Here is a 22,588-nt window from a genome sequence, read left to right as displayed (position 1 = left end):
CCCCGGCTCCGAGCGCCGACCCCAACCCGGCGCCAACCACCCAGCCGGCTCCCCAGCCCGCGCCCCCGGCCCCGGACGCGCCGGCTCCTTCCCCGGAGGTGCCCGCGCCCGAGGTCCCCGCCCCGCAGGCCCCGGCTCCTGAGGCTCCTCCGGCCGACGCCGGGGCGCCCGCCGCCCCCGGCTCCTCTCCGGAGGCCCCGGCGGCCGAGCCCGTGGCTCCGCCCACGATCATCGCCACCCTGCCGGCGACCCCTGAGGAAGAGCCCGCCCCGGCGCAGCCCGAGGCCTCGCCGAGCGCGAGCCCGTCGGCGAAGTCCACGGAGCCCAAGCCCACGGATCCGCCCCGCAGCCCTGTGACCGACGGGAGCCAGCTCACCGCGGACAACGCCGGTTCCCTCTCCGGCGGCCGCCAGGGCGACCGCGTCAGCCTTGTCCTGCCGAAGGACAAGGCGAAGGAGGGCGACTGGGTCGCGGTCTTCCTCTACCCGAGCGGCGAGAGCGCCGGATGGGTCCAGGTCGACCACTCGAACTCCGTCCAGGTCGACATCTCCAACATCGACGCCGGATCCCACAAGCTCGCGATCGCCAGCCGCGACTCCGAGCTCCTGGGCTGGGTCCAGCTGGAGATCGCGCGCACCGACACGGTCAACACCGACCTCATGGACAAGGCGAACTCCACGCCCGTCAAGGAGGCCGTCCTCGGCGGCGATGATTGGATGCTCATCAGCGCCGCCGGAATTCTCACCGCGGGCGCGGCCGCCTACATGTTCCTGGCCCGTCCGCGCGCGAGGCGCCCGATCCAGTGAGGGCTGGGCGAATGCGGCGGCTTCGCCGGGGGAGCGCCGTCGCGATGGCGGCAATGCTCTCTCTCGGCGCGGCCACGGGTGTCGGTGTCACCACCACCCCGCCTGCGGCGGCCGCTGACGCTGCCGACGGGGAATCCACGACCGGGACTGCCTCGACCGTCAGCCCCTCGACGATCGCCTCGGGTGGCTCGCTGAGCTACACGCTCTCAGGCTTCCCGCCCGGGGCCACCGTCCAGGTGCTCATCGACGACGGCGCAGTCGGGCCCGAGCAGAGCCCGGCGGCGAGGACCGCCTCGCCGTCGGGCGGCGCGGTCGCCCAGTTCACCGTGCAGGCCGACGGCACCTACTCCGGCGCCTTCGAGCTCCCCGGATACGTCCCGTCGGGCACGCACTGGCTGCGATTCCGCGCTACCGGGGGGCCGGATGTGCCGACCTCCACGGTGCGCACCGCCGACTACACGAACAAGAGCCCGTTCTTCACCGTCGGCGCCGTCACTGTCATCGGCGGCGAGGCGCCCACAGCACCTGCCGCGACCGCCTCCCCTGGCGCGACCGACGGCCCGCAGGCGACGAGCAGCGCCACAGCGGCCCCGGAGACGACCGGGCCGGCCATCGCCGAGGCGGGCAGTGATCCTGGCGACTCCGGCGACACCTCCCCGGTGGAGGTCAAGGACGATTCCTTCCCCGTCGTGGGGGCCTGCGTCCTCGGCCTGTCCGTCCTCCTGGTCATCCTGGCCGCCACCGTGGGCACCAACCGCTGGATCCTGGCCAAGCAGCGCCGCCGCGGCGACTCGGCCACCCCTGAGTACTGAGGCCCCGCGCTCTGGGTAGGCTTGCGCCCGGCGCCCGCCCGTCTCGCGGTGCGCTCCGCCGGGCACCGGTCTCAGTGCCCCGAATGGGAAGGAACCCAGCTCCATGCTGCGAACCCACACCGCGGGCTCACTGCGCGCCTCCGACATCGGCACCACCGTCACCCTCACCGGATGGGTGGATCGCCGCCGGGACCACGGGGGCGTCGCCTTCATCGACCTGCGAGACGCCTCGGGCATCTCCCAGGTCGTCATCCGCGAGGAGATCGCCCACGACCTGCGCGCCGAGTACGTCCTCGCCGTCACCGGCGAGGTGAGCGCCCGCCCCGAGGGCAACGCCAACCCCAACCTGCCCACCGGCGAGATCGAGGTCGTCGTGACCGACGTCGAGGTCCTCAACGCCGCGGCGCCCCTGCCCTTCCAGGTCTCCGACCACGCGGAGGACGCGGGCCAGGTCGGCGAGGAGGCGCGCCTGAAGCACCGCTACCTCGACCTGCGGCGCACGCCCATGCAGCACGCCATCCGCCTGCGCGCCAAGGTCTCGGCCGCGGCGCGCCGCGTCCTGGACTCCCACGACTTCGTCGAGATCGAGACCCCCACCCTCACCCGCTCGACGCCCGAGGGCGCGCGCGACTTCCTCGTCCCCGCGCGCCTGGCCCCCGGCTCCTGGTACGCCCTGCCGCAGTCACCCCAGCTGTTCAAGCAGCTCCTCATGGTGGCCGGCATGGAGCGCTACTACCAGATCGCCCGCTGCTACCGCGATGAGGACTTCCGGGCGGACCGCCAGCCCGAGTTCACCCAGCTCGACGTCGAGATGAGCTTCGTGACGCAGGAGGACGTCATCGCCGTCGCCGAGGACGTCCTGCGGGAGGTCTGGGCCCTCATCGGCCACGACCTGGCCACCCCGATCCCGCACATGACCTATGCCGACGCCATGGAGAAGTACGGCACCGACAAGCCCGACCTGCGCTTCGGCTGCGAGCTCGTCGACCTGACCGAGTTTTTCAAGGACACCACCTTCCGCGTCTTCCAGAGCCCCTACGTGGGCGCCGTCGTCATGCCCGGGGGCGCCTCGCAGTCCCGCCGCACCTTCGACGCCTGGCAGGAGTGGGCCAAGCAGCGCGGCGCCAAGGGCCTCGCCTACGTCACCGTGGGCGAGGACGGCGAGCTCGGCGGCCCGGTCGCCAAGAACATCACCGACGCCGAGCGCGCGGGCCTCGCCCGGGCCGTGGGCGCCGCCCCCGGCGACTGCGTCTTCTTCGCCGCCGGCCCCATCGACTCCTCGCGCGCGCTCCTGGGCGCCGCCCGCCTCGAGATCGGCAAGCGCTGCGGGCTCATCGACGAGGACGCCTGGTCCTTCGTGTGGGTCGTCGACGCCCCGCTGTTCAAGCCGAGCGCGGAGGCCCGCGCCGAGGGCGACGTCGCGCTGGGGGCCTCGGCCTGGACGGCCGTCCACCACGCCTTCACCTCGCCCAAGCCCGAGTGCCTCGACACCTTCGACACCGACCCGGGCAGCGCCCTGGCCTACGCCTACGACATCGTGTGCAACGGCAACGAGATCGGTGGCGGCTCCATCCGTATCCACCGCCCCGACGTCCAGGAGCGCGTCTTCAAGGTCATGGGCATCGGTGAGGCCGAGGCCCACGAGAAGTTCGGCTTCCTCCTCGACGCCTTCAAGTTCGGCGCCCCGCCGCACGGCGGCATCGCCTTCGGCTGGGACCGCATTGTCTCCCTGCTGACCAAGGCGGAGTCGATCCGCGACGTCATCGCCTTCCCGAAGTCCGGCGGCGGCTACGACCCCCTGACCGAGGCCCCCGCCCCGATCACGGCCGAGCAGCGCAAGGAGGCCGGCGTCGACGCCGTCCCCGAGGACAAGGCCTGACGCGGATCCTCACGCGGGCATGAGTCTGGCGGGCAGCGCGAGAAGCGCTGCCCGCCAGACTCGTCTTGTCGCGCAGGGCTGTGCCTGCCACCGCTCAGGCGCCGTCGCCCCGATGGGTCCTGCCAGCATCACCTGCTGCGTCGCGAATGAGCGATCACTCGCCACGGCTACCCAGCCGCCCGATAGGGTGGTGAGTGACACGGGCAAACCCGGGAGGGGCGGCGAGCAGCCATGTACGACGTCATCGTCATCGGATCGGGAATCGGGGGACTGACCGCCGCCGGGATGCTCGCGCGCGTGGCGGGCAAGCGCGTGCTGGTCCTGGAGAAGCACACCGAGCCGGGCGGGCAGACCCATGGCTTCCGGCGCGACGGCGCCTCCTGGGATGTCGGCCTCCACTACGTCGGCGAGATGGGCCCAGGCGGGTCACTACGCCTCTACCTGGACTACCTCTCCGGCGGGAAGCTGGAATGGAACCCGCTCCCCGATCACTACGACCGCTTCGTCTATCCCGGCCTCGATTTCTCCGTCCCGTCAGGGGAGCGTCGCTACGAGAGCGCCCTCATCCGGGCCTTCTCCGATGAGGCCCGCGCCATCCACCGCTACTTCCGCGACATCCGGCGCGTGGGCCGATGGGTGGAACTTGGATTCGCCCGAGGGATGGTGCCCCGGCCCGCGGCCCCGCTGCTGCGAGCCGCCCAGAGGCTCACCGGGCGCCTGGCCACGCGCACCACCGGGGACTACCTCCGGCGGCGCTTCACCGACCCGCGCCTGCGCGCCCTCCTCGCCAGCCAGTGGGGCGACTACGGCCTGCCGCCATCGCGCAGCGCCTTCGCCATCCATGCCCTCATCGTCGGCCACTACCTCGAGGGCGCGTGGTTCCCGCGGGGAGGCAGCCCGCGCGTCGCCCGCACGATCGAGGAGGGTATCGAGCGGGCCGGCGGCGCGATCCGCGTCGCCCAGGAGGTCGTCGAGATCCTCGCCGAGGAGGGCTCCGCCGTCGGCGTGAGGGTCCGCGACCACAGGCGCCCCGGGGCGCCGGAGATCATCCACCGCGCGCCCGTCATCATCTCCGACGCCGGCGCGGAAGCGACGTTCAACCGCCTCCTGCCCACCGATGGCCCGATCGGCGAGGCCACGGCGCCCGCGCGCGAGCGCATCGGACGGATCGGGGAGGGGTGCTCCGCCGTCGCCACCTACCTGCGACTGCGCGAGGACCCCCGGGCCCTGGGCATCGACGGCGGGAACGTATGGGTCTTCCAGGACTTCGACCACGAGGCGATGGTGGACGAGGACGGCCTGCCGCGCTCCGCCTATCTCTCCTTCCCCTCGATCAAATCAGGCGAGGGGGCGCCGACCGCCGAGATCATCTCCTTCCTGCCGCCGTCGTTGTTCGCCGACTGGCGGGGCAGTGAGAAGGGCTCGCGCGGGCCGCGGTACGCCGGCCTCAAGCGGCGCATCGCCGAGCGCCAGCTCCTTCTGGCCGAATCCGCCGTCCCCGGTCTGAGCGGGCTCGTCGAGTCCTCGGAGTCCGGCACCCCGCTGACCTTCGAGCACTACACCGCGCACGCCGACGGCGTCTTCTACGGGCTTCCCGCCACGCCGGGGCGCTATCGATCCGCGCCACTGGGCCCGACCACCCCGATCCAAGGGCTCTACCTCAGCGGCCAGGACGCAGGGAGCCTCGGCATCGTCGGCGCGATGATGGGCGGGGTGGCGGCGGCCAGCCAGGTCCTGGGCCCCCGGGGATACCCCGCGATCCGCCAGGCCGTGGGAAGGGGCCCTGAGCCCGCCGACGGCGACTTCCCCCTGCCGCCCGGCAAGCATCATGCCGTGCTGGCCTCCAAGCGGCGGCTGGGCGAGAGCACCTGGGACGTGGTCCTGCGGATCGACGGCGATGCGGGGCCATGGGTCCCGGGACAGCACGCCCGCCTCCTCGTGGGCGATCACACCTGGCGGGACTATTCGATCGTCGGGATCGAAGACGGCCTCCTCCGGCTGCTCATCAGCACCCGCACGGGCGGGAGAGGATCCCGCTTCGTCGAGGAGGCGCCCCTCGGGGCGCGCACCCAGGTCGAGCTGCCCCTGGGCGGGTTCCGCCTGGCAGCGGGGGAGCGGCGCCGGGTCTTCGTCGCCACGGGGACCGGGCTTGCGCCGCTCGTGCCGATGATCCACCAGGCCGCGGGCGAGGGCTGCGAGTCCACCCTGCTCTTCGGCTGCCGCACCCGGGCGGAGGACCTCACCTCGTTGCTCGACGAGCCACTGCCAGCGCGCGTGACCCTCTGCCTCAGCCGGGAGGCGGCTGAGTTGGTCGAGGGGGCCGTGCATGGGCGGGTCACCGATGCGCTGGAGGCGATGCCTCGGGAGCCTGACGCCGGCTACTACCTCTGCGGCTCGGCGGCAATGGTGGGGCAGGCCCGGAGCCTGTTGGAGTCACAGGGGATCAGCCGCATCCACGTCGAGGAGTACTGAGCGCGCGGGAGGGGCAGCCGCAGGGAAAGCGTCTGGAATGAGTCGGGAATGAGCTGGCGGGCAGCGCGAGAAGCGCTGCCCGCCAGATCCATATGTGGTGCGGAGCCGGTCCCTCAGGCCGCGTGGGCGCAGGTGGGGCAGGAGCAGTCCTCGCAGGAGCACGAGGAGCAGGAGTCCGAGCAGTGCTCGCACTGGCAGGTGTTGTGGTTGCAGGTGGGGCAGGAGCAGTCCTCGCACTCGCACACGGCGCAGGCCTCCGAGCAGTGCTCGCACTGGCAGGTGGCGCACTCGTCGTAGTGGCCGCCGTCCTCGCGGTGGGCGTGGCCGTCATGGATGTAGTCGACGTGGTCCCCGTGGATGACGGCGAGGTGGCCGCAGTCGGGGCCGTGGGTGTGGTTGTGGGCCTCGGCCGGGCGGTGCTCAGTGGTGGCAGTCATGGTCATGCTCCTTGGTGTGCTTGATGGCGTCGAGAACGATGTGGGCGACATGCTCATCGATGATCGAGTAGCTCTGCCGCCGGCCGTCGCGCCGCGCCTCGACAAGATGCGCCTCGCGAAGGACTCGCAGGTGGTGGGAGACAAGGGGCTGGGACACCCCGGTGAGCTCGACGAGCTCGGTGACATCCGCGCTCCCCTGGGTGAGGCGGTGGATGATCGTTGCCCGGACGGGGTTGGCCAGTGCCTTGAACAGGCGGATGACCGGTGAGTCCTCTCCGAGCGCCACTACCTGCTGCATGAGTATGACTTTATATCAGTGGGCACGCATATGCAAGCCCACTTATGTGACGGCTGTTCAACTCCGTCTTCCCAGATCGGCCCCGGAGCGAGCGGGGGAGGAGCACAATGGTCCCCATGTCGCGCTACATCGAGTTGCACCCGGTCAACCCCCAGGCCCGTCTCGTCACCAAGGTCGTCGAGCGGCTCCGCTCCGGCGCCCTCGTCGCCTATCCGACCGACTCCGGCTACGCCCTTGCCTGCGCGCCCGGCAACAAGGAGGGCCTGGACCGGATCCGCGCCATCCGCCAGCTCGACGACAAGCACAACTTCACCTTCGTGTGCGCCGGCTTCGCCCAGGTCGGCCCTCTGGCGATCGTCGGGAACAATGCCTTCCGCCTCATCAAGCGCCTCACCCCGGGCCCCTGGACCTTCATCCTCAAGGGCACCAAGGAGGTGCCCCGGATGACCCTCAACGCCAAGAAGCACACCCTGGGCGTGCGCATCCCCGAGCACCCCGTGGCCCAGGCTCTCGTCGCGGAGTTCGGGGCCCCGATCCTCTCCTCCACCCTCATCCGCCCGGGAAGGACCGCCCCCGAGGCGCATGGCTGGGAGATCGAGGAGGACCTCGGGCACCTCATCGACGTCGTCATCGAGGGAGAGGTCGCCTCCATCGAGCCGACGACGGTCGTCGACCTCACCTCGGACGTCCCCGAGGTGGTGCGCCAGGGGTCAGGCGACCCCGACCTCATCTGACCCGGGCTCGGACTTCTCGTCCGGGCCCCGCCCGGCGGCGGCCTCGGCGGGAGTCCCCTGGGAGGGGGCCACGTCGGCGCTCGTTGCCCCGATCGTGGACTCGTCGGCGCTGCTGGGCCCGTCAGAACCGGTGGGCTCTCCGGCTCCAGCGGCGCCGCTGATGCCGTCGGCGGCGGGTTCCTCGGCCTCCGCCGCGCCGTCGACCTCCTCAGCCTCTTCGGAGCTGGCGGCATCCTCGACGTCGGCAGTCTGATCGGGCTTCTCGGTGCCCTCGGCCTCAGCAGGCTTATCGGCCTCTCCGGCCTCGCCAGCGCTGTCAGCCACGTCGGCATCCTCCGCCTGCTCGGCCTGCCCGACCGCGCTGACTCCAGCCCACCGCCGCAGGAATGACGGCGCCCACCAGCCGCGCGCTCCGAGCAGGCTCATCGCCGCGGGGAACAGGAGCAGGCGCACGATCGCCGCGTCGATGACGACCATGACCGCCAGGATGATGCTCACCTCCTTGATGACGATGAGCCTGCTGGTGGAGAAGCTCGCGAGGACCACCAGGAGGACCACTCCCGCCACGGTGAGGATCCTCCCCGTGCCCTGGAGACCCGCGGCGATGGCGGCGTCCCCGGCCTCGCCCCGCGCCCTGCGATCCCGTATCTGGGCCAGGACGATGCACTCACGGCTCATGGCCAGGCCGGCGCCCAGGGCGAGCGCCGTCGCGATCGCGTAGCCCTCCAGGCCGCCGATGGGCGTGACCCCGAGGGCTCCGGCCAGGTAGCCGTCCTGGAGGACGAGAGTCGCCGCCCCCAGGGAGGCCGCGAGTGAGAGGGCGGTCGTGATCAGCGTAAGCAGCGGGATCATGAGTGATCCAGTCATGATGAGCACGAGGGCCAGGGCGGTGCCCATGCCGATGACGATCATGCCGGGCAGCGCGCCGACGAGGGCCGAGCGGAAGTCCAGTTGCGTCGCCGCCTGTCCCGTCACCCAGGTGTCCGCCGGCGGGTTGAGCGCGCGGACCGCCGCGACGGCCCTCTCGGCGGAGGCTGACGACGCCGAGCCCTCCAGGCTGAGGTAGGCCACCGTGTATTGGCCCGCCTTGGTCTGCGTCACGCTGGACACACCGGGCGCGTGCGCCACCTGGTTGTCGATGAACGACGTCGCGGAGTCGCCGGTCGCCTGCATGATGAGGATGGCATCGGTCGCCGCGAGGTTCGGGTACTGCTCCTCCAGGACGCGCTGGTACACGCGCTGGTCCGCGTCCGGTGGGAGGAGGTCGCGATCGGAGACCAGCAGGCGCAGATGCGCGAGCGGCCACGCGAGCAGGGCCAGGAGGAGCAGGCAGGCCGCCAGCACCGGCCAGGGGCGCGCCTGGGCGCCGCGCGCGATCGCCGCGAAGGCCCCCTGGTCGCGGGTGGAGGCATCGGCGGGGTGGACGAGGGCGCGCAGCACCGGGACCCTGCCGAGCAGCGGCGGCCTGACCATGAAGCCGTTGAGCAGGACGAGCGTGGCGGGGATGAGGGTCATCGCGGACAGCGCGGCGAGCGCCACGACGACCGTCCCCGCGATCGCCGTCACCTTCAGGGAGGAGGTGCCCACCGCGGCCAGCGCCGCCAGCGGCAGCGCCACCGCGACGGTGGACAGGATCACCGTGCGCCCGGCGGTCAGCATCGTGCGCGCCATCGCATCGGCGATGATGGGATCGCGGCGACCGGTGCGGCGCCTCCGGCCGCGGACGGCGGGGGCGGCCGCGCGGGGATCAGCGCGCCCCAGGCCCAGTTCCTCGCGGAACCTGATGGTCATGAGCAGGGCGTCGTTGATCGACAGGCCCAGCCCGATCATCGCGACGATGGTGACCTCGAGCCCCTGCAGATCCGTCATGAGGCTCGCCACCCAGAGCACGCCCAGGCTCGAGACGATCGAGGCCAGGCCCCCGAGCAGCGGCATCCCGGCGACGAGGAACCCCCCGAAGACCACGACCATGGCGATGAGCGCCGCGAGCAGGGCCAGTGCCTCCCCGCGCGCGAGATCGGCCCCGGCCTGGTCATTGACCGCCGTCGAGACGAGGTCATCCGTGATGACGATGCCGCTGGCCCCCGGGGCGATCTGGCGCAGGTCGTTGGGCACGCGCTCCAGGCGGTCCGTGACCCGCTGGACGTCGCGCTGGAGCTGGCGGGCATAGGCGGTGTCGTCGGGCGAGGCGACCTCGCGACCGTTGGGGTTGACGGTGACGAACATGAGGAAGCCGCTGTGGTCCCGGGCGATGAACGCCTGGACCCCCTTGTTCGCCAGCGGGTCCGGGACGACGAAGGGATCTGCCACATTGACCTCGCCGACAAGGTCGTTGAGATCGGCGTGCGCGGGCGCCAGCGCCGAGGCGATCTCGCTGGCCTGGGTGTCGAGGTCGACGCCCGTCACCTGCAGGGTGACCGCCACGCCATCGCCCTGGAGCGCCGAGTAGACGGCCTGGCCGCGAGCGCTCTGCGAATCGCCGATGGAGGTCTTGGCGGAGCCGAGGCGGTCGAAGAGCCCGTTGATGCCGACACCGCCGAGCGCGGGAGTCAGAAAGACGAAGGCGATGACGACCCAGGTTCCGACGACGAACCAGGCGTCCTTGACGATGCGGCGGGCGAGCCAGGTGAGCATGGCGGTATTGTTCCATTGATAGAACCCCCTCGCGGGCCCGGCAGCGGGCGGTGGGATGAGGATAGGGTCACCCCGTGGACCTGTTCGACGTTGCCGGCACCGATGAGTCGGGGCTTCCCGACGACGCGCGCGCGCCCCTCGCCGTGCGCATGAGGCCGCGGGATCTGGGGGAGGTCCTGGGCCAGGGGCATCTGCTCGGTTCCGGCTCGCCGCTGCGCCGGCTCGTCGAGCCCGCGGGCCGCGCGGGCGGCGCGGGAGTGTCCAGCGTCATTCTCTGGGGGCCTCCCGGGACCGGGAAGACCACGCTGGCCTACCTCGTGGCGCGCGGCTCGGGCCGCCGCTTCGTCGAGCTCTCCGCCGTCACTGCGGGCGTCAAGGACGTGCGCGCCGTTGTCGCCGACGCCAGGAGGCGCCTGACGGCCTCGGGCGAGGAGACGGTCCTGTTCATCGACGAGGTCCACCGCTTCTCCAAGTCCCAGCAGGACGCCCTCCTGCCCAGCGTGGAGAACCGGTGGGTGACCCTTGTGGCCGCCACCACCGAGAACCCCTCATTCTCCGTGGTCTCGCCGCTGCTGTCCCGCTCCTTGCTGCTGACCCTCCACCCGCTGGGAGCCGACGACATCCGCGCCCTGGTGTCCAGGGCGGTCGCCGACGATCGGGGATTGGCGGGGGCGGTCGCGCTCGACGACGACGCCCGGGAGCAGATCGTGCGCATGGCGGGCTCGGACGCGCGCAAGTCCCTCACCGTCCTCGAGGCCGCGGCCGGGGCCGTCCTCGCCGCGGCGCCCACTGGCGCCAGCGCGCCCGCGGAGGGCGGGCCGCCCGTGGTGGGCCTGGCCGACGTCGAGCGCGCCGCCGATGTGGCCGCCGTGCGCTACGACCGCGCCGGGGACCAGCACTACGACGTCACCAGCGCGTTCATCAAGTCCATGCGCGGGTCGGACCCCGATGCCACCCTCCACTACCTGGCCCGCATGATCGCGGCGGGGGAGGACCCGCGCTTCATCGCCCGGCGCATCGCCATCCACGCCGCGGAGGACGTCGGCCTGGCCGACCCCGGGGTCCTGGCCACCGCCGCGGCCGCGCAGCAGGCGGTCGCCATGATCGGGATGCCCGAGGCGCGCATCATCCTGGCCGAGGCGGCGCTGGCCGTGGCCACGGCCCCGAAGTCCAACGCGGTCATCACCGCCATCGACGCCGCCATCGCGGACGTGCGCGCGGGCAAGGGCGGCGCAGTGCCCGCCCACCTGCGCGACGCGCACTACGCGGGGGCCAGCGGGCTCGGGCACGGCGAGGGCTACCGCTACCCCCACGACTTCCCGCACGGCGTCGTCGCCCAGGACTACCTGCCCGCCGACCTCGCCGGCGCCTCCTACTACCGCCCCACGCCCCACGGCTTCGAGGCCGAGATCGCCCGGCGCCTGGAGTCGATCCGATCCCTGACGCGCGGGAGCCGGTGATGGCCGCGCGCGCGGCCAGGAGCCGCCTCGTGCTCGCGGCCTCGGTGGGGCTCGGGGCCGGGGTGCTCTCGGGACTGTTCGGCGTCGGCGGGGGGATCATCCTCGTTCCCGCGTTGGTGGCGATCCTCGGCATGGATCAGCGCCACGCCGCGGCGACATCCCTCATGGCGATCATCCCGACCTCCATCGCGGGCGCCGCCACCTACTCGCTGCGGGGCGACGTGTCGGTCGCCGGGGCGGCGATCATCGTGATCGGCTCGCTCGTGGGGACGCAGATCGGCAGCAGGGTCCTCGCGGTCCTCCCGGCGCGGGCGCTGCCATGGGTGTTCGTGGCCTTCGCCGCCTGCGTGCTGGCGATGGAGCGCCTTCATGAGCCCATGAGGGACGCCGCACTGAGCATCGACCCCGCCCGCGATCCCGCCGCGGTGGCGTCCCTGGCGGGCATCGGGCTCGTCGCGGGGCTCCTCGCGGGCCTGGTCGGCGTCGGCGGGGGAGTGGTGGTCGTCCCGGGCCTCGAGATCGTCGCCGGCGCCGGGGACCTGCTCGCCCGCGGGACCTCCCTGCTCACCATGGTGCCCACCGCGCTGTCCGGCACCGCCGCCAACCGGCGCCGTGGGCTGGGCGATCCCCGGACGGGGGCGGTGGTGGGGCTCGCCTCCGTCGTCGGATCGCCGGTGGGGGCGGTGATCGCCCGCGCGCTCAGCCCGGAGACGGCATCGTGGCTCTTCTCGGCCTTCATCGTGGTCGCGGTCGTCTCCGTGCTGCGCAAAGCGGCGAGGCGCTGAGGATCTCATCACACGCGGGCAGCCTGGGCGGTGATCGCGCCCGGGCCTGCGCTAGAGTACCCGGGCTGCCCCGCGCGAGCCCGTGGATCATCCGATCCCCGAGCCGTGGCGAGCACCTGGGGTCCTGGCCCGATCACCTCGATCAGAGGCTGACCCCGCGCCGCGAGCACCCGCCCGCGGCGTGCGATCACTCCGACAGGAAGAACCTACAGATGAGCTCTTCGCGCTCCCGCCGCCAGGTGCGCCTCTCTCGCGCCCTCGGCATCCCGCTGACCCCCAAGGCCGTCCGCTACTTCGAGAAGCGCCCCTACGGCCCCGGCGAGCACGGCCGCGCCCGCCGCCGCACCGAGTCCGACTACGCCGTCCGCCTCAAGGAGAAGCAGCGCCTGCGCGCCCAGTACGGCATCCGCGAGGCCCAGCTCCAGCGCGTCTTCGAGGAGGCCCGCCGCGAGAAGGGCCTGACCGGTGAGTCGCTCGTCGAGCTGCTCGAGATGCGCCTGGACGCCCTCGTCCTGCGCTCCGGCATCGCCCGCACGATCGCCCAGGCCCGCCAGGCCGTCGTGCACCGCCACATCGTCGTCGACGGCAAGGTCGTCGACCGCCCCTCCTTCCGCGTGCGCCCCGGCCAGACCATCCAGGTCCGCAGCCGCTCCCAGGTTATGGTCCCCTTCCAGGCCGCCGCCGCCGGCATCCACCGCGATGTCCTCCCGGCCGTCCCGGACTACCTCAAGGTGGACCTCGAGAAGCTCTCCGCCACCCTGGTGCGCCGCCCCAAGCGCGACGAGGTCCCGGTGACCTGCGACGTGCAGATGGTCGTCGAGTACTACTCCCGCTGAGCCGATCGGGCCCCAGGGCCCGCCCAGTTCGGGATGCCCCGCGCCGGACTGCCGGTGCGGGGCATCCCGCGTTCCAGGGGTAGGCTCCCCCTGGGCCGAGCCCGGTCCTCCGAGCGTCCCATGGACATGGGGCCCAGGCCCTGGTCAGGCCGGGGCCACCGGAATCACCAGACCCACCCTTGTCCCCGCGGCCACCCGGCCGCGGGCGCCACCGATCACCACCGAGCACGAGGACACCCATGCGCACCTCCGAGATCCGCTCCCGCTGGCTCGACTTCTTCGCCTCCAAGGACCACGAGATCCGGCCGTCGGTGCCCCTCATCTCGCCCGACCCGTCCATCCTGTTCACCGTGGCGGGCATGGTCCCCTTCATCCCCTACATCCTGGGCACCGAGCCGGCGCCGTGGCCCCGGGCCGCCAGCGTGCAGAAGTGCATCCGCACCAACGACATCGACAACGTCGGCCGCACCACCCGTCACGGCACGTTCTTCCAGATGAACGGCAACTTCTCCTTCGGCGACTACTTCAAGGAGGGGGCGATCCAGTACGCCTGGGAGCTGCTGACCACGCCCACGAGCGCCGGCGGCTACGGGCTGGACGGCGACCGCCTGTGGATGACCATCTGGGAGAAGGACGAGGTCTCCTGGGACTACCTCACCAAGACCATCGGGGTCGACCCCGTCCACGTGCAGAAGCTGCCCTTCGCCGAGATCTCCTGGTCCACCGGCCAGCCCGGCCCCGCCGGCGCCTGCTGCGAGATCCACTACGACCGCGGCCCCGCCTACGGCCCCGACGGCGGCCCCGAGGCGGACACCGCCGGCGACCGCTTCCTGGAGATCTGGAACCTCGTCTTCGACGAGTTCGTGCGCGGCGAGGGCGAGGGCCACGACTTCGAGCTCATCGGCAAGCTCGACTCCACCGCCATCGACACCGGCGCCGGCCTGGAGCGCATCGCCTTCCTCCTCCAGGACAAGCCGAACATGTACGAGATCGACGAGGTCTACCCCGTCATCGCCGCCGCCGAGGCCATGAGCGGGCGCACCTACGGCCTGGGCGCCGCCGGGCCCCAGGCCGGCGCCGCCTACATGGACGACGTGCGCATGCGCGTCGTCGCCGACCACGTCCGCAGCGCCCTCATGCTCATCGGCGACGGCGTGCGCCCCGGCAATGACGGCCGCGGCTACGTCCTGCGCCGCCTCATCCGCCGCGCCGTGCGCTCCATGCGCCTGCTCGGCGTCGACGAGGCCTCCCTGCCCACCCTCCTGACGGCCTCCAAGGACGTCATGAAGCTGTCCTACCCCGAGCTCGAGGAGCGCTGGGGCACGATCGCCGACGTCGCCTACGGCGAGGAGGAGGCCTTCCGCCGCACCCTCAGCGCCGGCACCACCATTCTCGACACCGCCGTCGGGCGGGCCCGCGAGCAGGCCTCCACCGCCGGCGCGCGCCCCCTGGTGAGCGGGCAGGACGCCTTCGAGCTGCACGACACCTACGGCTTCCCCATCGACCTCACCCTGGAGATGGCCGCCGAGCAGGGCGTCGACGTCGACGAGGCCGCCTTCCGCTCCCTCATGGACGAGCAGAAGGAGCGCGCCCGCGCCGACGCCCGCGCCAAGAAGACCGGGCACATCGACGTCCGCCTCTTCCAGGACATCGAGCGCTCCATGGGCGGGGGATCGGAGTTCCTCGGCTACACCGAGGCCGCCGCCGAGGCCACCGTCACCGGGCTCCTCCTCGACGGGAGGCCCGAGCCCGTGGCCACCGCGCCCGCCCAGGTCGAGGTCGTCCTCGACCGCACCCCCTTCTACGCCGAGATGGGCGGTCAGCTCGCCGACCACGGCGTCATCCGCCTGGCCGGCGGCGGCATCGTCGAGGTCGGCGATGTCCAGGCCCCCATCCGCGGCCTGTCCGTCCACCGGGGCACCCTGACCGAGGGCACCATCGCCGTGGGGGAGCGGGCCTACGCCGAGATCGACACCGAGCGCCGCCTGGCCATCGCCCGCGCCCACACCTCCACCCACATGGTCTACGCCGGGCTGCGCCACACCGTGGCCCCGGACTCCGAGCAGGCCGGCTCGGAGAACTCGCCCTCGCGCCTGCGCTTCGACTTCTCCCACAACACGGCGCTGAGCACCGGCCAGGTCAACGACATCGAGGCCCTCGTCAACGAGAAGCTCGCCGAGGACCTGCCTGTGCGCACCGAGACCATGAGCCTTGAAGACGCCAAGGCCTCCGGCGCCATCGCCCTGTTCGGCGAGAAGTACGGCTCCGAGGTCCGGGTGGTCACCATCGGCGACAACTTCGACCGCGAGCTCTGCGGCGGCACCCACGTGCCCTCCACCGGGCACATCGGGCGCATCGCCATCGTGGGGGAGTCCTCCATCGGCTCGGGCGTGCGGCGCATCGACGCCCTCGTGGGGGACGGCGCATACGGCTTCCAGGCCAAGGAGCACGCCCTCGTCTCCCAGCTGTCCACCATGATCGGCGGGCGCCCCGAGGAGCTGCCCGAGCGCGTCGAGGCCCTCATGGGCCGCCTCAAGGACGCCGAGAAGCGCCTGGCCGCCGCCGAGCAGGCCGCCATGTCCGCCCGGGCCGCCGAGGTCATCTCCGCGGCGCGGCGCGTGGGCGCCTACCGCCTGGCCGCCGCCGACCTCGGCGCCGTGTCGAACGCGGACCTCCTGCGCTCCCTCGTCCTCGACGCGCGCGAGCGCCTCGGCGAGGCCGAGCCCACGGTGGTCGTGGCCGCAGGGGTGTCGGGCGAGCGCCCCGTCATCGTTGTGGCCACTAACGCCGCCGCCCGCGAGGCTGGCGCCCGGGCGGGCGACCTCGTCAAGGCGGCCGCCAAGGCTCTCGGCGGCGGAGGCGGCGGCAAGCCGGACCTCGCCCAGGGCGGTGGCCAGAACCCCGGGGCGATCCCCGAGGCGTTGACCGCCATCACCCAGGCCCTGGGCGCCTGAGCCCGGGGGAGCCATGCGCAGCGGTGTCCGCCTGGCGTTCGACGTCGGCAAGGCCAGGGTCGGGGTCGCCAGATGCGACGCCGAGGCGATCCTCGCTGTGCCGGTCGTCACGCTCACCCGGGATCGTTACGGAGGTGACATCGATGAGGCGGCCGATCTGGTCGCCGAGTATGGGGCTATTGAGGCTATTGTGGGACTGCCCGTCTCCCTGGGGGGCAAGCGGACCCCGTCCACGCGTGACGCGCGGGACTGGGCACGTGCTCTCGCGCGGGCCATCACCCCTGTGATGGTCCGGCTCGTCGACGAGCGGCTCTCCACGGTGTCGGCGCACCAGGCGCTCCACGCCAGTGGCCGCCATGAGAAGGATTTCCGGGGCGTCGTCGACCAGGCGGCCGCGGTGGTCATCCTCAACCAGGCCCTCGAGGCCGAGCGTTCCACGGGCTCGCCGATCGGTGAGCCCGTCACCCCGACCAGGAGAGACTCCAGATGAGCCAGGACGACCTCTTCGAGCAGATCGGCATCACCTCCGATGATCCGCTGCCTGCCGAGCCGCCGTCCCGCCGCAGCAAGGCCCGGCGCGAGAGGGCGCGCAAGAAGCGCCGCTTCCGCCGCCATGTGCTCACCGTTGTCATCCTCAGCCTCGTCGTCGCGGGCGCATTCGCGGGAGTGTACTGGGGCTACGGGGTGCTCCACGGTGTCCAGGAGCAGCAGGCCGCCGCGAGTGACTACTCGGGCGAGGGCGAGGGGTCAGTGACCGTCGAGATCCCCCAGGGCGCCACCGGCCAGATCATCGCCGACCTCTTGTACAAGAACGACGTCGTCGCCTCGCCGAAGGCCTTCATCGACGCCTTCAAGGCCAATGCCGAGTCCGGCAATATCCAGCCCGGCACCTACACGCTCAAGCAGAAGATGTCCGGCGCCTCCGCCGTCGCCGCCCTGCTCGACCCCGCCTCCCGCGCCGACCACTCCCTGACCATCCCCGAGGGATTCACCAAGGACCAGGTCAAGGACAAGATCGTGAGCGTCATGGGCGTCTCGGCCGCCGATGTCGAGGCCGCCTACAACGACCTGGCCGGAATCGGCCTGCCCGAGGCCGCGAACAAGAACGTCGAGGGCTGGCTCGCCCCGGGCACCTACGACCTCAAGGACGGCGAGACCGTCACCCAGGTGGTGGCCAGGATGGTCAGCGCCACGACGACCCGCCTGCAGAAGCTGAACTTCGCCCCCGCGGACTACGAGGCGGCGCTCATCAAGGCCTCGATCGTCGAGAGGGAGGCCGGCAGCCAGAAGAACTTCGGGAAGGTCGCCCGCGTTGTCGAGAACCGCCTGACCAAGGAGGACGCCGAGACCGGCGGCCGCCTCGAGATGGACTCCACCGTCCTCTATGGCCTCGGGCGCACCGGGGGCATCCCCTCCAAGGAGGAGCTCGCCGACGCCTCCAACGCGTACAACACCTACCAGAACAAGGGGCTGCCCCCCTCGCCGATCGGCAGCCCCGGCGAGGCCGCCCTCAAGGCCGTCGCGAACCCGGAGGCCGGTGACTGGCTCTACTTCGTCACAGTCGACCTCAACACGGGGGAGACGCTCTTCGCGACGACGAAGGCCGAGCAGGACGAGAACACGAAGAAGCTCACCGCCTTCTGCCAGGCCAACCCCAGCGTGTGCAACGGCAGCTCTGCAACCGCCGCCCCGACGCCGTCCTCGGCCGGCTGAGCGACCACGCGGGGAGAAGAACCGATGGCACGCGCCAGCACCGCCGCAGAGGGGCGGCCCGCGCCCGCTCACCGGGCGGCGGTCATCGGCGATCCCATCGCCCACTCGCTGTCCCCCCTGCTCCACCGCGCCGCCTATGAGGGCCTCGGCCTGGCCGACTGGTCCTACGAGGCGCTCCAGGTGGCGCCCGGGGAGCTCGCCGCCCTCGTCGGCTCCCTGCGCGCCGGCGCGCAGGAGGGGCCCGTCTGGGCGGGGCTGTCGGTCACCATGCCGCATAAGCAGGCGATCATGCCGATGCTCGACGTCATCGACCCGCTCGCCCAGGCCGTCGGCGTGGTCAACACCGTCGTCGCCCAGCGCTCCGGCACGGGGCCCGCGCTCCTGGCGGGCTTCAACACCGACGTCGCCGGGATCTCCGCCGCGCTGAGCGAGGCTCGCGGCTCCTCGGCCTCCAGCGCCCCCGGTGGCCCCGCTGCGGCACTGGCGGCCGACGGCGAGGCCCCCGCGCCCAGCGCGCTCGTCCTCGGCTCCGGAGCCACGGCCTGCTCGGCCCTCGCCGCCCTCCCCGAGCTCGGCGCCCGCAGCATCACGGTGGCTGCCCGCCGCCACGCGGGCCCCGGCCGCGCGCTCGTCGCCGCGCACCGCATGGGCCTGGAGATCCAGGCGCTCACCTGGAGGCCCGGCGATCCCGCCTCCGACTCCGCCGTCGCCGAGGCCGCCGCCAGCGCCGACCTCGTCGTGTCCACCCTTCCCGCCGGCGCGGCCGACACCCTCGCCGCCCCGATCACCCAGGCCCTCGCCCACCGTGGGGGCGCGCGGGACGGGGCCGTCCTCCTCGACGTCGTCTACGTGCCCTGGCCCACGGCCCTCGCCAGCGCCTGGAGCGCGGCGGGGGGCGCGATCGCGCCGGGCTGGCTCATGCTCCTGCACCAGGCCGTCGCCCAGGTCCGCCTCATGACCGGCCGCTCGCCGGAGGCCGGCGCCATGCGCGAGGCGCTCATCGGAGCGCTCGCCACTCGGTGAGAGGGCACTGGGCGCGGGCCCGGCCTGTGCGATGATCCCCCCATGCTGCGATGGATGACAGCCGGGGAGTCCCACGGCGAGGCGCTGACCGCGCTCATGGAAGGCGCGCCCGCGGGCGTCGCCATCACGAGTGAGCGGATCGGCTCCGCCCTGGCCCGGCGCCGGCTCGGCCACGGCCGCGGCGCCCGCCAGCGCTTCGAGCGCGACGAGCTCGCCATCATCGGCGGCATTCGCCACGGCCTGACCATCGGCAGCCCCATCGCCCTGCGGATCGGAAACTCCGAGTGGCCCAAATGGCGCACCGTCATGAGCGCCGACCCCGTCCCCGCCGAGGACCTGCTCGTCGACGCCGGCACGGGCGACGAGCGCGAGATCGCCCGCAACCGCCCCCTGACACGCCCGCGCCCCGGCCACGCCGACCTCCCCGGCGCCCTCAAGTACGACCTGCCCGACGCCCGCCCCGTCCTTGAGCGCGCCTCCGCGCGGGAGACCGCCGCCAGGGTGGCGCTGGGCGCCGTCGCCGAGGCCATCCTCGAGCAGGTCGCCAGCATCCGGCTCGTCAGCCACGTCGTGCGCATCGGCGAGGTCTCCCTGCCCGACGGCGCGCCGGCCCCCACGCCCGAGGACACCGAGCGCCTCGACGCCGATCCCGTGCGCTGCCTCGATGCCGCCACGAGCGCCGCTATGGTCGAGCGCATCGACGCCGCCCACAAGGACGGCGACACCCTCGGGGGAGTGGTCGAGGTGATCGCCACCGGCGTCCCGATCGGCCTGGGCACGCACACCGTTGCCCGCTCCCGCCTCGACGCCCGGCTCGCCGGGGAGCTCATGGGTATCCAGGCCGTCAAGGGCGTGGAGATCGGCGACGGCTTCGAGGTCGCGGGCCTGCGCGGCAGCCAGGCCCATGACGAGATCCTGGCCCTGGCCGACGGCGCCGTCACCCGCGCCTCCAACCGCGCCGGCGGCATCGAGGGCGGCATGAGCAACGGATCCCCGATCCGCGTGCGCGCCGCCTATAAGCCGATCTCCACCGTCCCTCGGGGGCTGCGCAGCGTGGACCTGGCCACCGGGGAGCCCGCCACCGGGCTCCACCAGCGCTCGGACACCACAGCTGTCGTCCCCGGCGCCGTTATCGCCCAGGCCGCCACCGCCCTCGTCCTCGCCCAGGCGCTCCTGGAGAAGACCGGCGGGGACTCCGTGGCCGAGTGCGCCCGGAACCTGCGCGCCTACACCGAGCGCGTCGCCGAGCGGACCCACTGGACCGCCTGAGTCCCGACCGAGCCACTGCGGGGCGCCTGGCGGCGCCACCGGACGACCACCCATGAGGAGACGCGCATGAGCCACCACGGCACGGAACAGGGCGCCACAAGGATCATCAGCACCGAGCACCTGCCGCTCGTCCTCGTCGGCCTGCCAGGAGCGGGCAAGACGACGGTGGCCCGCCTGCTCGCCGCCGCGCTGGGCATCCAGGTGACGGACACCGACGCCGAGATCCGGCGCCGGGCGCGCATGACGATCCCGGAGATCTTCGCCGCCGAGGGGGAGGAGCGCTTCCGCGATCGCGAGACCCGCACCCTCCAGGCGGTTCTCGACAGCGTCGGCGCGGCCCACGGGATCGTCGCCCTCGGGGGTGGCGCCGTCGTGCGGCCGAAGAACCGGGAGATCCTGAGCCGCCACACGGTCGTCTACCTGTCCGCCACTCCCGAGACCGCCGCCGCCCACGTGGGCAACGGCGCGGGCCGCCCCCTCTTCCACCCCGATGCCGACCCCAATTCGCCCCCCGGCGACGTCGATGAGGCCGTCCACGCGGAGGTCCTGGCCCGGGTCGAGGCCCTGGACGCGGCGCGCCGCTCCCTCTACGAGGAGGTCGCCACCATCACCGTGCCGACCGACGGCCTCAACCCCGCCCAGGTGACGGCCCTCGTCCTGGTCTCCCTCGGCGCCGACCCCGCCGACACGGCCCGCAGCCTGTCCCGCGTGGGCATCCGCTCGGCCCCGGGCGCCGGCCGCCCCTCCCAGGCGGGGGAGGACGGCGCCGAGCACGCCCATCGGGCGCCGAGCGTCGTCGAGGAGTCCGACGGAACGACGCGCGTCCACGTCGCGAGCGGCGACGGGTACGACGTCGTCATCGGCCGGGGGCTGCCCTCCCGCGTCACCCAGGCGGTCCTCACCGCCCCGGGGCGCGGCGCGGGCGGCGTCGGGATCATCCACCCCCGCGTCCTCTCCCAGGCGGCCGAGGACATCGCCGCCGGCCTCACCGCCGCGGGACTGCGCGTGGTCCCCATCGAGGTGCCCGACGGCGAGGCCTCCAAGCGCGCCGAGGTGCTCTCGCGCGTCTGGGAGGCCCTCGGCGAGGCGCGCATCGGCCGCGACGGCTGCCTCATCGGCGTCGGCGGGGGAGCGACCACCGATCTCGCGGGCTTCGCCGCGGCCACCTGGCTGCGCGGCATCCCCGTCGTCCAGATGCCGACCACGCTGCTGGCCATGGTCGACGCTGCCGTGGGCGGCAAGACCGGCATCGACACCGCCGCCGGGAAGAATCTCGTGGGCGCCTTCCACGCGCCCAGCGCCGTCATCGCCGACCTCGACACCCTGGCCAGCCTGCCGCTGGACGAGCTGCGGGCCGGGCTCGGCGAGGTCGTCAAATGCGGGTTCATCGCCGATGAGCAGATCCTCAGGCTCGTCGAGGCCGACCCCGCCGCCTGCCTGCGCGCGGACTCCCCGGTCCTGGCCGAGCTCGTTCGCCGGGCGGTCGTCGTCAAGGCCGCCGTTGTCGCCGAGGACCTCACCGAGGCCGGGCTGCGCGAGATCCTCAATTACGGGCACACCTACGCCCACGCCATCGAGAGGACCACCGACTACACATGGCGGCACGGCGAGGCCGTGGCCGCGGGATGCGTCTTCGCCGCGGAGATCGCCCACCAGCGTGGGCTGCTGAGCGCCAAGGGGCTGGCCCGCCACCGCGAGGCCCTGGCGGCGGTCGGCCTGCCGACCTCCTTCCCCGACGGCGCCGGGCGATGGGAGGACCTGCGCGCCGCGATGCGCTCGGACAAGAAGAACCGCGCCGGGAGGCTGCGCATGGTGCTCGTCGAGGACCGCTTCGGCCGCTCCCGGCCCGTCAGGGGCGTCGAGCCCACACCCGCAGAGCTCGACGCCGCCCACCGCGCGCTCACCGGAGCCCCGGAGGGAGTCGCATGAGCGGCGCCCCGGCCATTGTCCTCATCGGCCCGCCCGGCGCCGGCTGCACAAGTGTCGCCCAGGCGCTGGCAGGCAAGCGGGGCGCGCCCTGCGCCGACCTCGCCGCCGAGATCGCCGCCCGGCTCGGCACGCCGGAGGAGCTCGCCCTCGTGGCCACCCCGGAGGCGGACTACCGCCGTGCCGAGGAGGCCACCGCCCTCGAGCTCATCGAGGCCTCCCGCGCCAGCAGCAGCGTCCTCGCCCTGGGCTCGGGCTGCCTCGGATCGAAGCGGGTCCGCCACGCCCTCGCCTCGCTGCGCGAGCAGGGGGGCGCCGTCGTCGCCCTGACCGCCTCGGTGCGCCGACTGGCCACCCGCAACGGCCTCGACGCCCCGCGCTCGGTGGCCCTGGGCACCATCCACCACGAGTTCACCCAGATGCTGCGTGCGCGCGAGGCGCAGTGCCGTGGGGCGGCCAGCATCGTTGTCGACACCTCAGAGGCGGAGCCCGCCGGCGCCGCGGACGAGATCCTGACACTCCTCGACACGCCCACGGCGCGTCCCTAGCC

Annotated in this window: 17 protein-coding genes and 1 pseudogene; 15 read left to right on the top strand and 3 right to left on the bottom strand. The window is 73.0% G+C overall.

From position 1 onward, the window contains the following. The 4 genes and pseudogenes from A1QA_RS16705 to A1QA_RS0109520 form a co-directional block, all read left to right on the top strand. Positions 1-806 (top strand): annotated as a pseudogene (locus A1QA_RS16705) (hypothetical protein); the annotation flags it as partial. Between the two features lie 53 nt (positions 807-859). Further along, entirely contained in the window at positions 860-1,618 is a 759-nt protein-coding gene (locus tag A1QA_RS0109530) for a hypothetical protein (protein ID WP_017178682.1), read from the top strand. Positions 1,619-1,721: 103 nt separating this feature from the next. After that, positions 1,722-3,497 carry an aspartate--tRNA ligase gene (gene aspS / locus A1QA_RS0109525; RefSeq protein ID WP_017178681.1) on the top strand — a complete coding sequence of 592 codons (1,776 nt, stop codon included), beginning with the start codon at positions 1,722-1,724 and terminating at the stop codon, positions 3,495-3,497. Between the two features lie 231 nt (positions 3,498-3,728). After that, the gene (locus A1QA_RS0109520; protein WP_017178680.1) at positions 3,729-5,969 is read left to right on the top strand and encodes an FAD-dependent oxidoreductase; all 2,241 of its coding nucleotides are present in this window, start codon (positions 3,729-3,731) and stop codon (positions 5,967-5,969) included. A 113-nt stretch (positions 5,970-6,082) separates the two neighbouring features. Here the strand turns inward: A1QA_RS0109520 and A1QA_RS0109515 are convergent, their stop codons facing one another. Both A1QA_RS0109515 and A1QA_RS0109510 read right to left on the bottom strand, forming a co-directional pair. Next, positions 6,083-6,406, bottom strand: coding sequence for a hypothetical protein (locus A1QA_RS0109515; protein ID WP_017178679.1), 324 nt, complete (start codon positions 6,404-6,406; stop codon positions 6,083-6,085). Then, positions 6,390-6,704, bottom strand: coding sequence for an ArsR/SmtB family transcription factor (locus A1QA_RS0109510; RefSeq protein ID WP_026048835.1), 315 nt, complete (start codon positions 6,702-6,704; stop codon positions 6,390-6,392). The genes A1QA_RS0109515 and A1QA_RS0109510 overlap by 17 nt, the downstream gene beginning before the upstream one ends. 116 nt (positions 6,705-6,820) lie before the next feature. Between A1QA_RS0109510 and A1QA_RS0109505 the strand changes: the two genes are divergently transcribed. Next, positions 6,821-7,438: an L-threonylcarbamoyladenylate synthase gene (locus A1QA_RS0109505; RefSeq protein WP_026048834.1), complete on the top strand. Its 618-nt coding sequence runs from the start codon at positions 6,821-6,823 to the stop codon at positions 7,436-7,438. Here A1QA_RS0109505 and A1QA_RS14235 read toward each other — a convergent pair. Further along, positions 7,415-10,072 carry an MMPL family transporter gene (locus tag A1QA_RS14235; RefSeq protein WP_017178676.1) on the bottom strand — a complete coding sequence of 886 codons (2,658 nt, stop codon included), beginning with the start codon at positions 10,070-10,072 and terminating at the stop codon, positions 7,415-7,417. The genes A1QA_RS0109505 and A1QA_RS14235 overlap by 24 nt on opposite strands. A 74-nt stretch (positions 10,073-10,146) precedes the next feature. Here A1QA_RS14235 and A1QA_RS0109495 point away from each other — a divergent pair, with 74 nt between their 5' ends. The 10 genes from A1QA_RS0109495 to A1QA_RS0109450 all read left to right on the top strand — a co-directional run bounded on the left by A1QA_RS0109495 (position 10,147) and on the right by A1QA_RS0109450 (position 22,586). Continuing rightward, positions 10,147-11,532, top strand: a complete 1,386-nt coding sequence (locus A1QA_RS0109495) for a replication-associated recombination protein A (protein WP_017178675.1) — start codon at positions 10,147-10,149, stop codon at positions 11,530-11,532. Continuing rightward, a complete protein-coding gene (locus tag A1QA_RS0109490) occupies positions 11,532-12,317 on the top strand; it encodes a sulfite exporter TauE/SafE family protein (RefSeq protein WP_017178674.1) in 786 nt (261 codons plus the stop codon). Before A1QA_RS0109495 ends, A1QA_RS0109490 begins: the two co-directional genes overlap by 1 nt. A gap of 212 nt (positions 12,318-12,529) precedes the next feature. Next, positions 12,530-13,153 carry a 30S ribosomal protein S4 gene (gene rpsD, locus A1QA_RS0109485; protein WP_017178673.1) on the top strand — a complete coding sequence of 208 codons (624 nt, stop codon included), beginning with the start codon at positions 12,530-12,532 and terminating at the stop codon, positions 13,151-13,153. Positions 13,154-13,392: 239 nt separating this feature from the next. Continuing rightward, the gene (alaS, locus tag A1QA_RS0109480) at positions 13,393-16,107 is read left to right on the top strand and encodes an alanine--tRNA ligase (RefSeq protein ID WP_017178672.1); all 2,715 of its coding nucleotides are present in this window, start codon (positions 13,393-13,395) and stop codon (positions 16,105-16,107) included. A 13-nt stretch (positions 16,108-16,120) separates the two neighbouring features. Beyond that, positions 16,121-16,597, top strand: a complete 477-nt coding sequence (ruvX, locus tag A1QA_RS0109475; protein ID WP_017178671.1) for a Holliday junction resolvase RuvX — start codon at positions 16,121-16,123, stop codon at positions 16,595-16,597. Next, positions 16,594-17,820, top strand: a complete 1,227-nt coding sequence (mltG, locus tag A1QA_RS0109470) for an endolytic transglycosylase MltG (RefSeq protein WP_017178670.1) — start codon at positions 16,594-16,596, stop codon at positions 17,818-17,820. Before ruvX ends, mltG begins: the two co-directional genes overlap by 4 nt. A 24-nt stretch (positions 17,821-17,844) precedes the next feature. Then, entirely contained in the window at positions 17,845-18,843 is a 999-nt protein-coding gene (locus A1QA_RS0109465; RefSeq protein WP_017178669.1) for a shikimate dehydrogenase, read from the top strand. Between the two features lie 42 nt (positions 18,844-18,885). Further along, a complete protein-coding gene (gene aroC, locus A1QA_RS0109460) occupies positions 18,886-20,112 on the top strand; it encodes a chorismate synthase (RefSeq protein WP_017178668.1) in 1,227 nt (408 codons plus the stop codon). Between the two features lie 66 nt (positions 20,113-20,178). After that, positions 20,179-22,041, top strand: a complete 1,863-nt coding sequence (aroB, locus tag A1QA_RS0109455) for a 3-dehydroquinate synthase (RefSeq protein WP_017178667.1) — start codon at positions 20,179-20,181, stop codon at positions 22,039-22,041. Continuing rightward, on the top strand, positions 22,038-22,586 hold the full coding sequence (locus A1QA_RS0109450; protein WP_017178666.1) for a shikimate kinase: 549 nt from the start codon (positions 22,038-22,040) through the stop codon (positions 22,584-22,586). Before aroB ends, A1QA_RS0109450 begins: the two co-directional genes overlap by 4 nt. Positions 22,587-22,588: the final 2 nt, after the last annotated feature.

Source organism: Actinomyces timonensis DSM 23838, from assembly GCF_000295095.1.
Classification (GTDB): Bacteria; Actinomycetota; Actinomycetes; order Actinomycetales; family Actinomycetaceae; genus Actinomyces; species Actinomyces timonensis.
This window is presented reverse-complemented; position numbering and strand designations above follow the sequence as displayed.

Coding starts and splice junctions, on each gene's coding strand:
- mltG (WP_017178670.1), top strand. CDS start 16,594: ATGAGCCAGGACGACCTCTTCGAGCAGATCGGCATCACCTCCGATGAT.
- aroB (WP_017178667.1), top strand. CDS start 20,179: ATGAGCCACCACGGCACGGAACAGGGCGCCACAAGGATCATCAGCACC.
- A1QA_RS0109510 (WP_026048835.1), bottom strand. CDS start 6,704: ATGCAGCAGGTAGTGGCGCTCGGAGAGGACTCACCGGTCATCCGCCTG.
- A1QA_RS0109450 (WP_017178666.1), top strand. CDS start 22,038: ATGAGCGGCGCCCCGGCCATTGTCCTCATCGGCCCGCCCGGCGCCGGC.
- A1QA_RS0109490 (WP_017178674.1), top strand. CDS start 11,532: ATGGCCGCGCGCGCGGCCAGGAGCCGCCTCGTGCTCGCGGCCTCGGTG.
- A1QA_RS0109505 (WP_026048834.1), top strand. CDS start 6,821: ATGTCGCGCTACATCGAGTTGCACCCGGTCAACCCCCAGGCCCGTCTC.
- rpsD (WP_017178673.1), top strand. CDS start 12,530: ATGAGCTCTTCGCGCTCCCGCCGCCAGGTGCGCCTCTCTCGCGCCCTC.
- A1QA_RS0109530 (WP_017178682.1), top strand. CDS start 860: ATGCTCTCTCTCGGCGCGGCCACGGGTGTCGGTGTCACCACCACCCCG.
- aroC (WP_017178668.1), top strand. CDS start 18,886: ATGCTGCGATGGATGACAGCCGGGGAGTCCCACGGCGAGGCGCTGACC.
- A1QA_RS0109465 (WP_017178669.1), top strand. CDS start 17,845: ATGGCACGCGCCAGCACCGCCGCAGAGGGGCGGCCCGCGCCCGCTCAC.
- A1QA_RS0109520 (WP_017178680.1), top strand. CDS start 3,729: ATGTACGACGTCATCGTCATCGGATCGGGAATCGGGGGACTGACCGCC.
- alaS (WP_017178672.1), top strand. CDS start 13,393: ATGCGCACCTCCGAGATCCGCTCCCGCTGGCTCGACTTCTTCGCCTCC.
- A1QA_RS14235 (WP_017178676.1), bottom strand. CDS start 10,072: ATGCTCACCTGGCTCGCCCGCCGCATCGTCAAGGACGCCTGGTTCGTC.
- ruvX (WP_017178671.1), top strand. CDS start 16,121: ATGCGCAGCGGTGTCCGCCTGGCGTTCGACGTCGGCAAGGCCAGGGTC.
- A1QA_RS0109515 (WP_017178679.1), bottom strand. CDS start 6,406: ATGACTGCCACCACTGAGCACCGCCCGGCCGAGGCCCACAACCACACC.
- aspS (WP_017178681.1), top strand. CDS start 1,722: ATGCTGCGAACCCACACCGCGGGCTCACTGCGCGCCTCCGACATCGGC.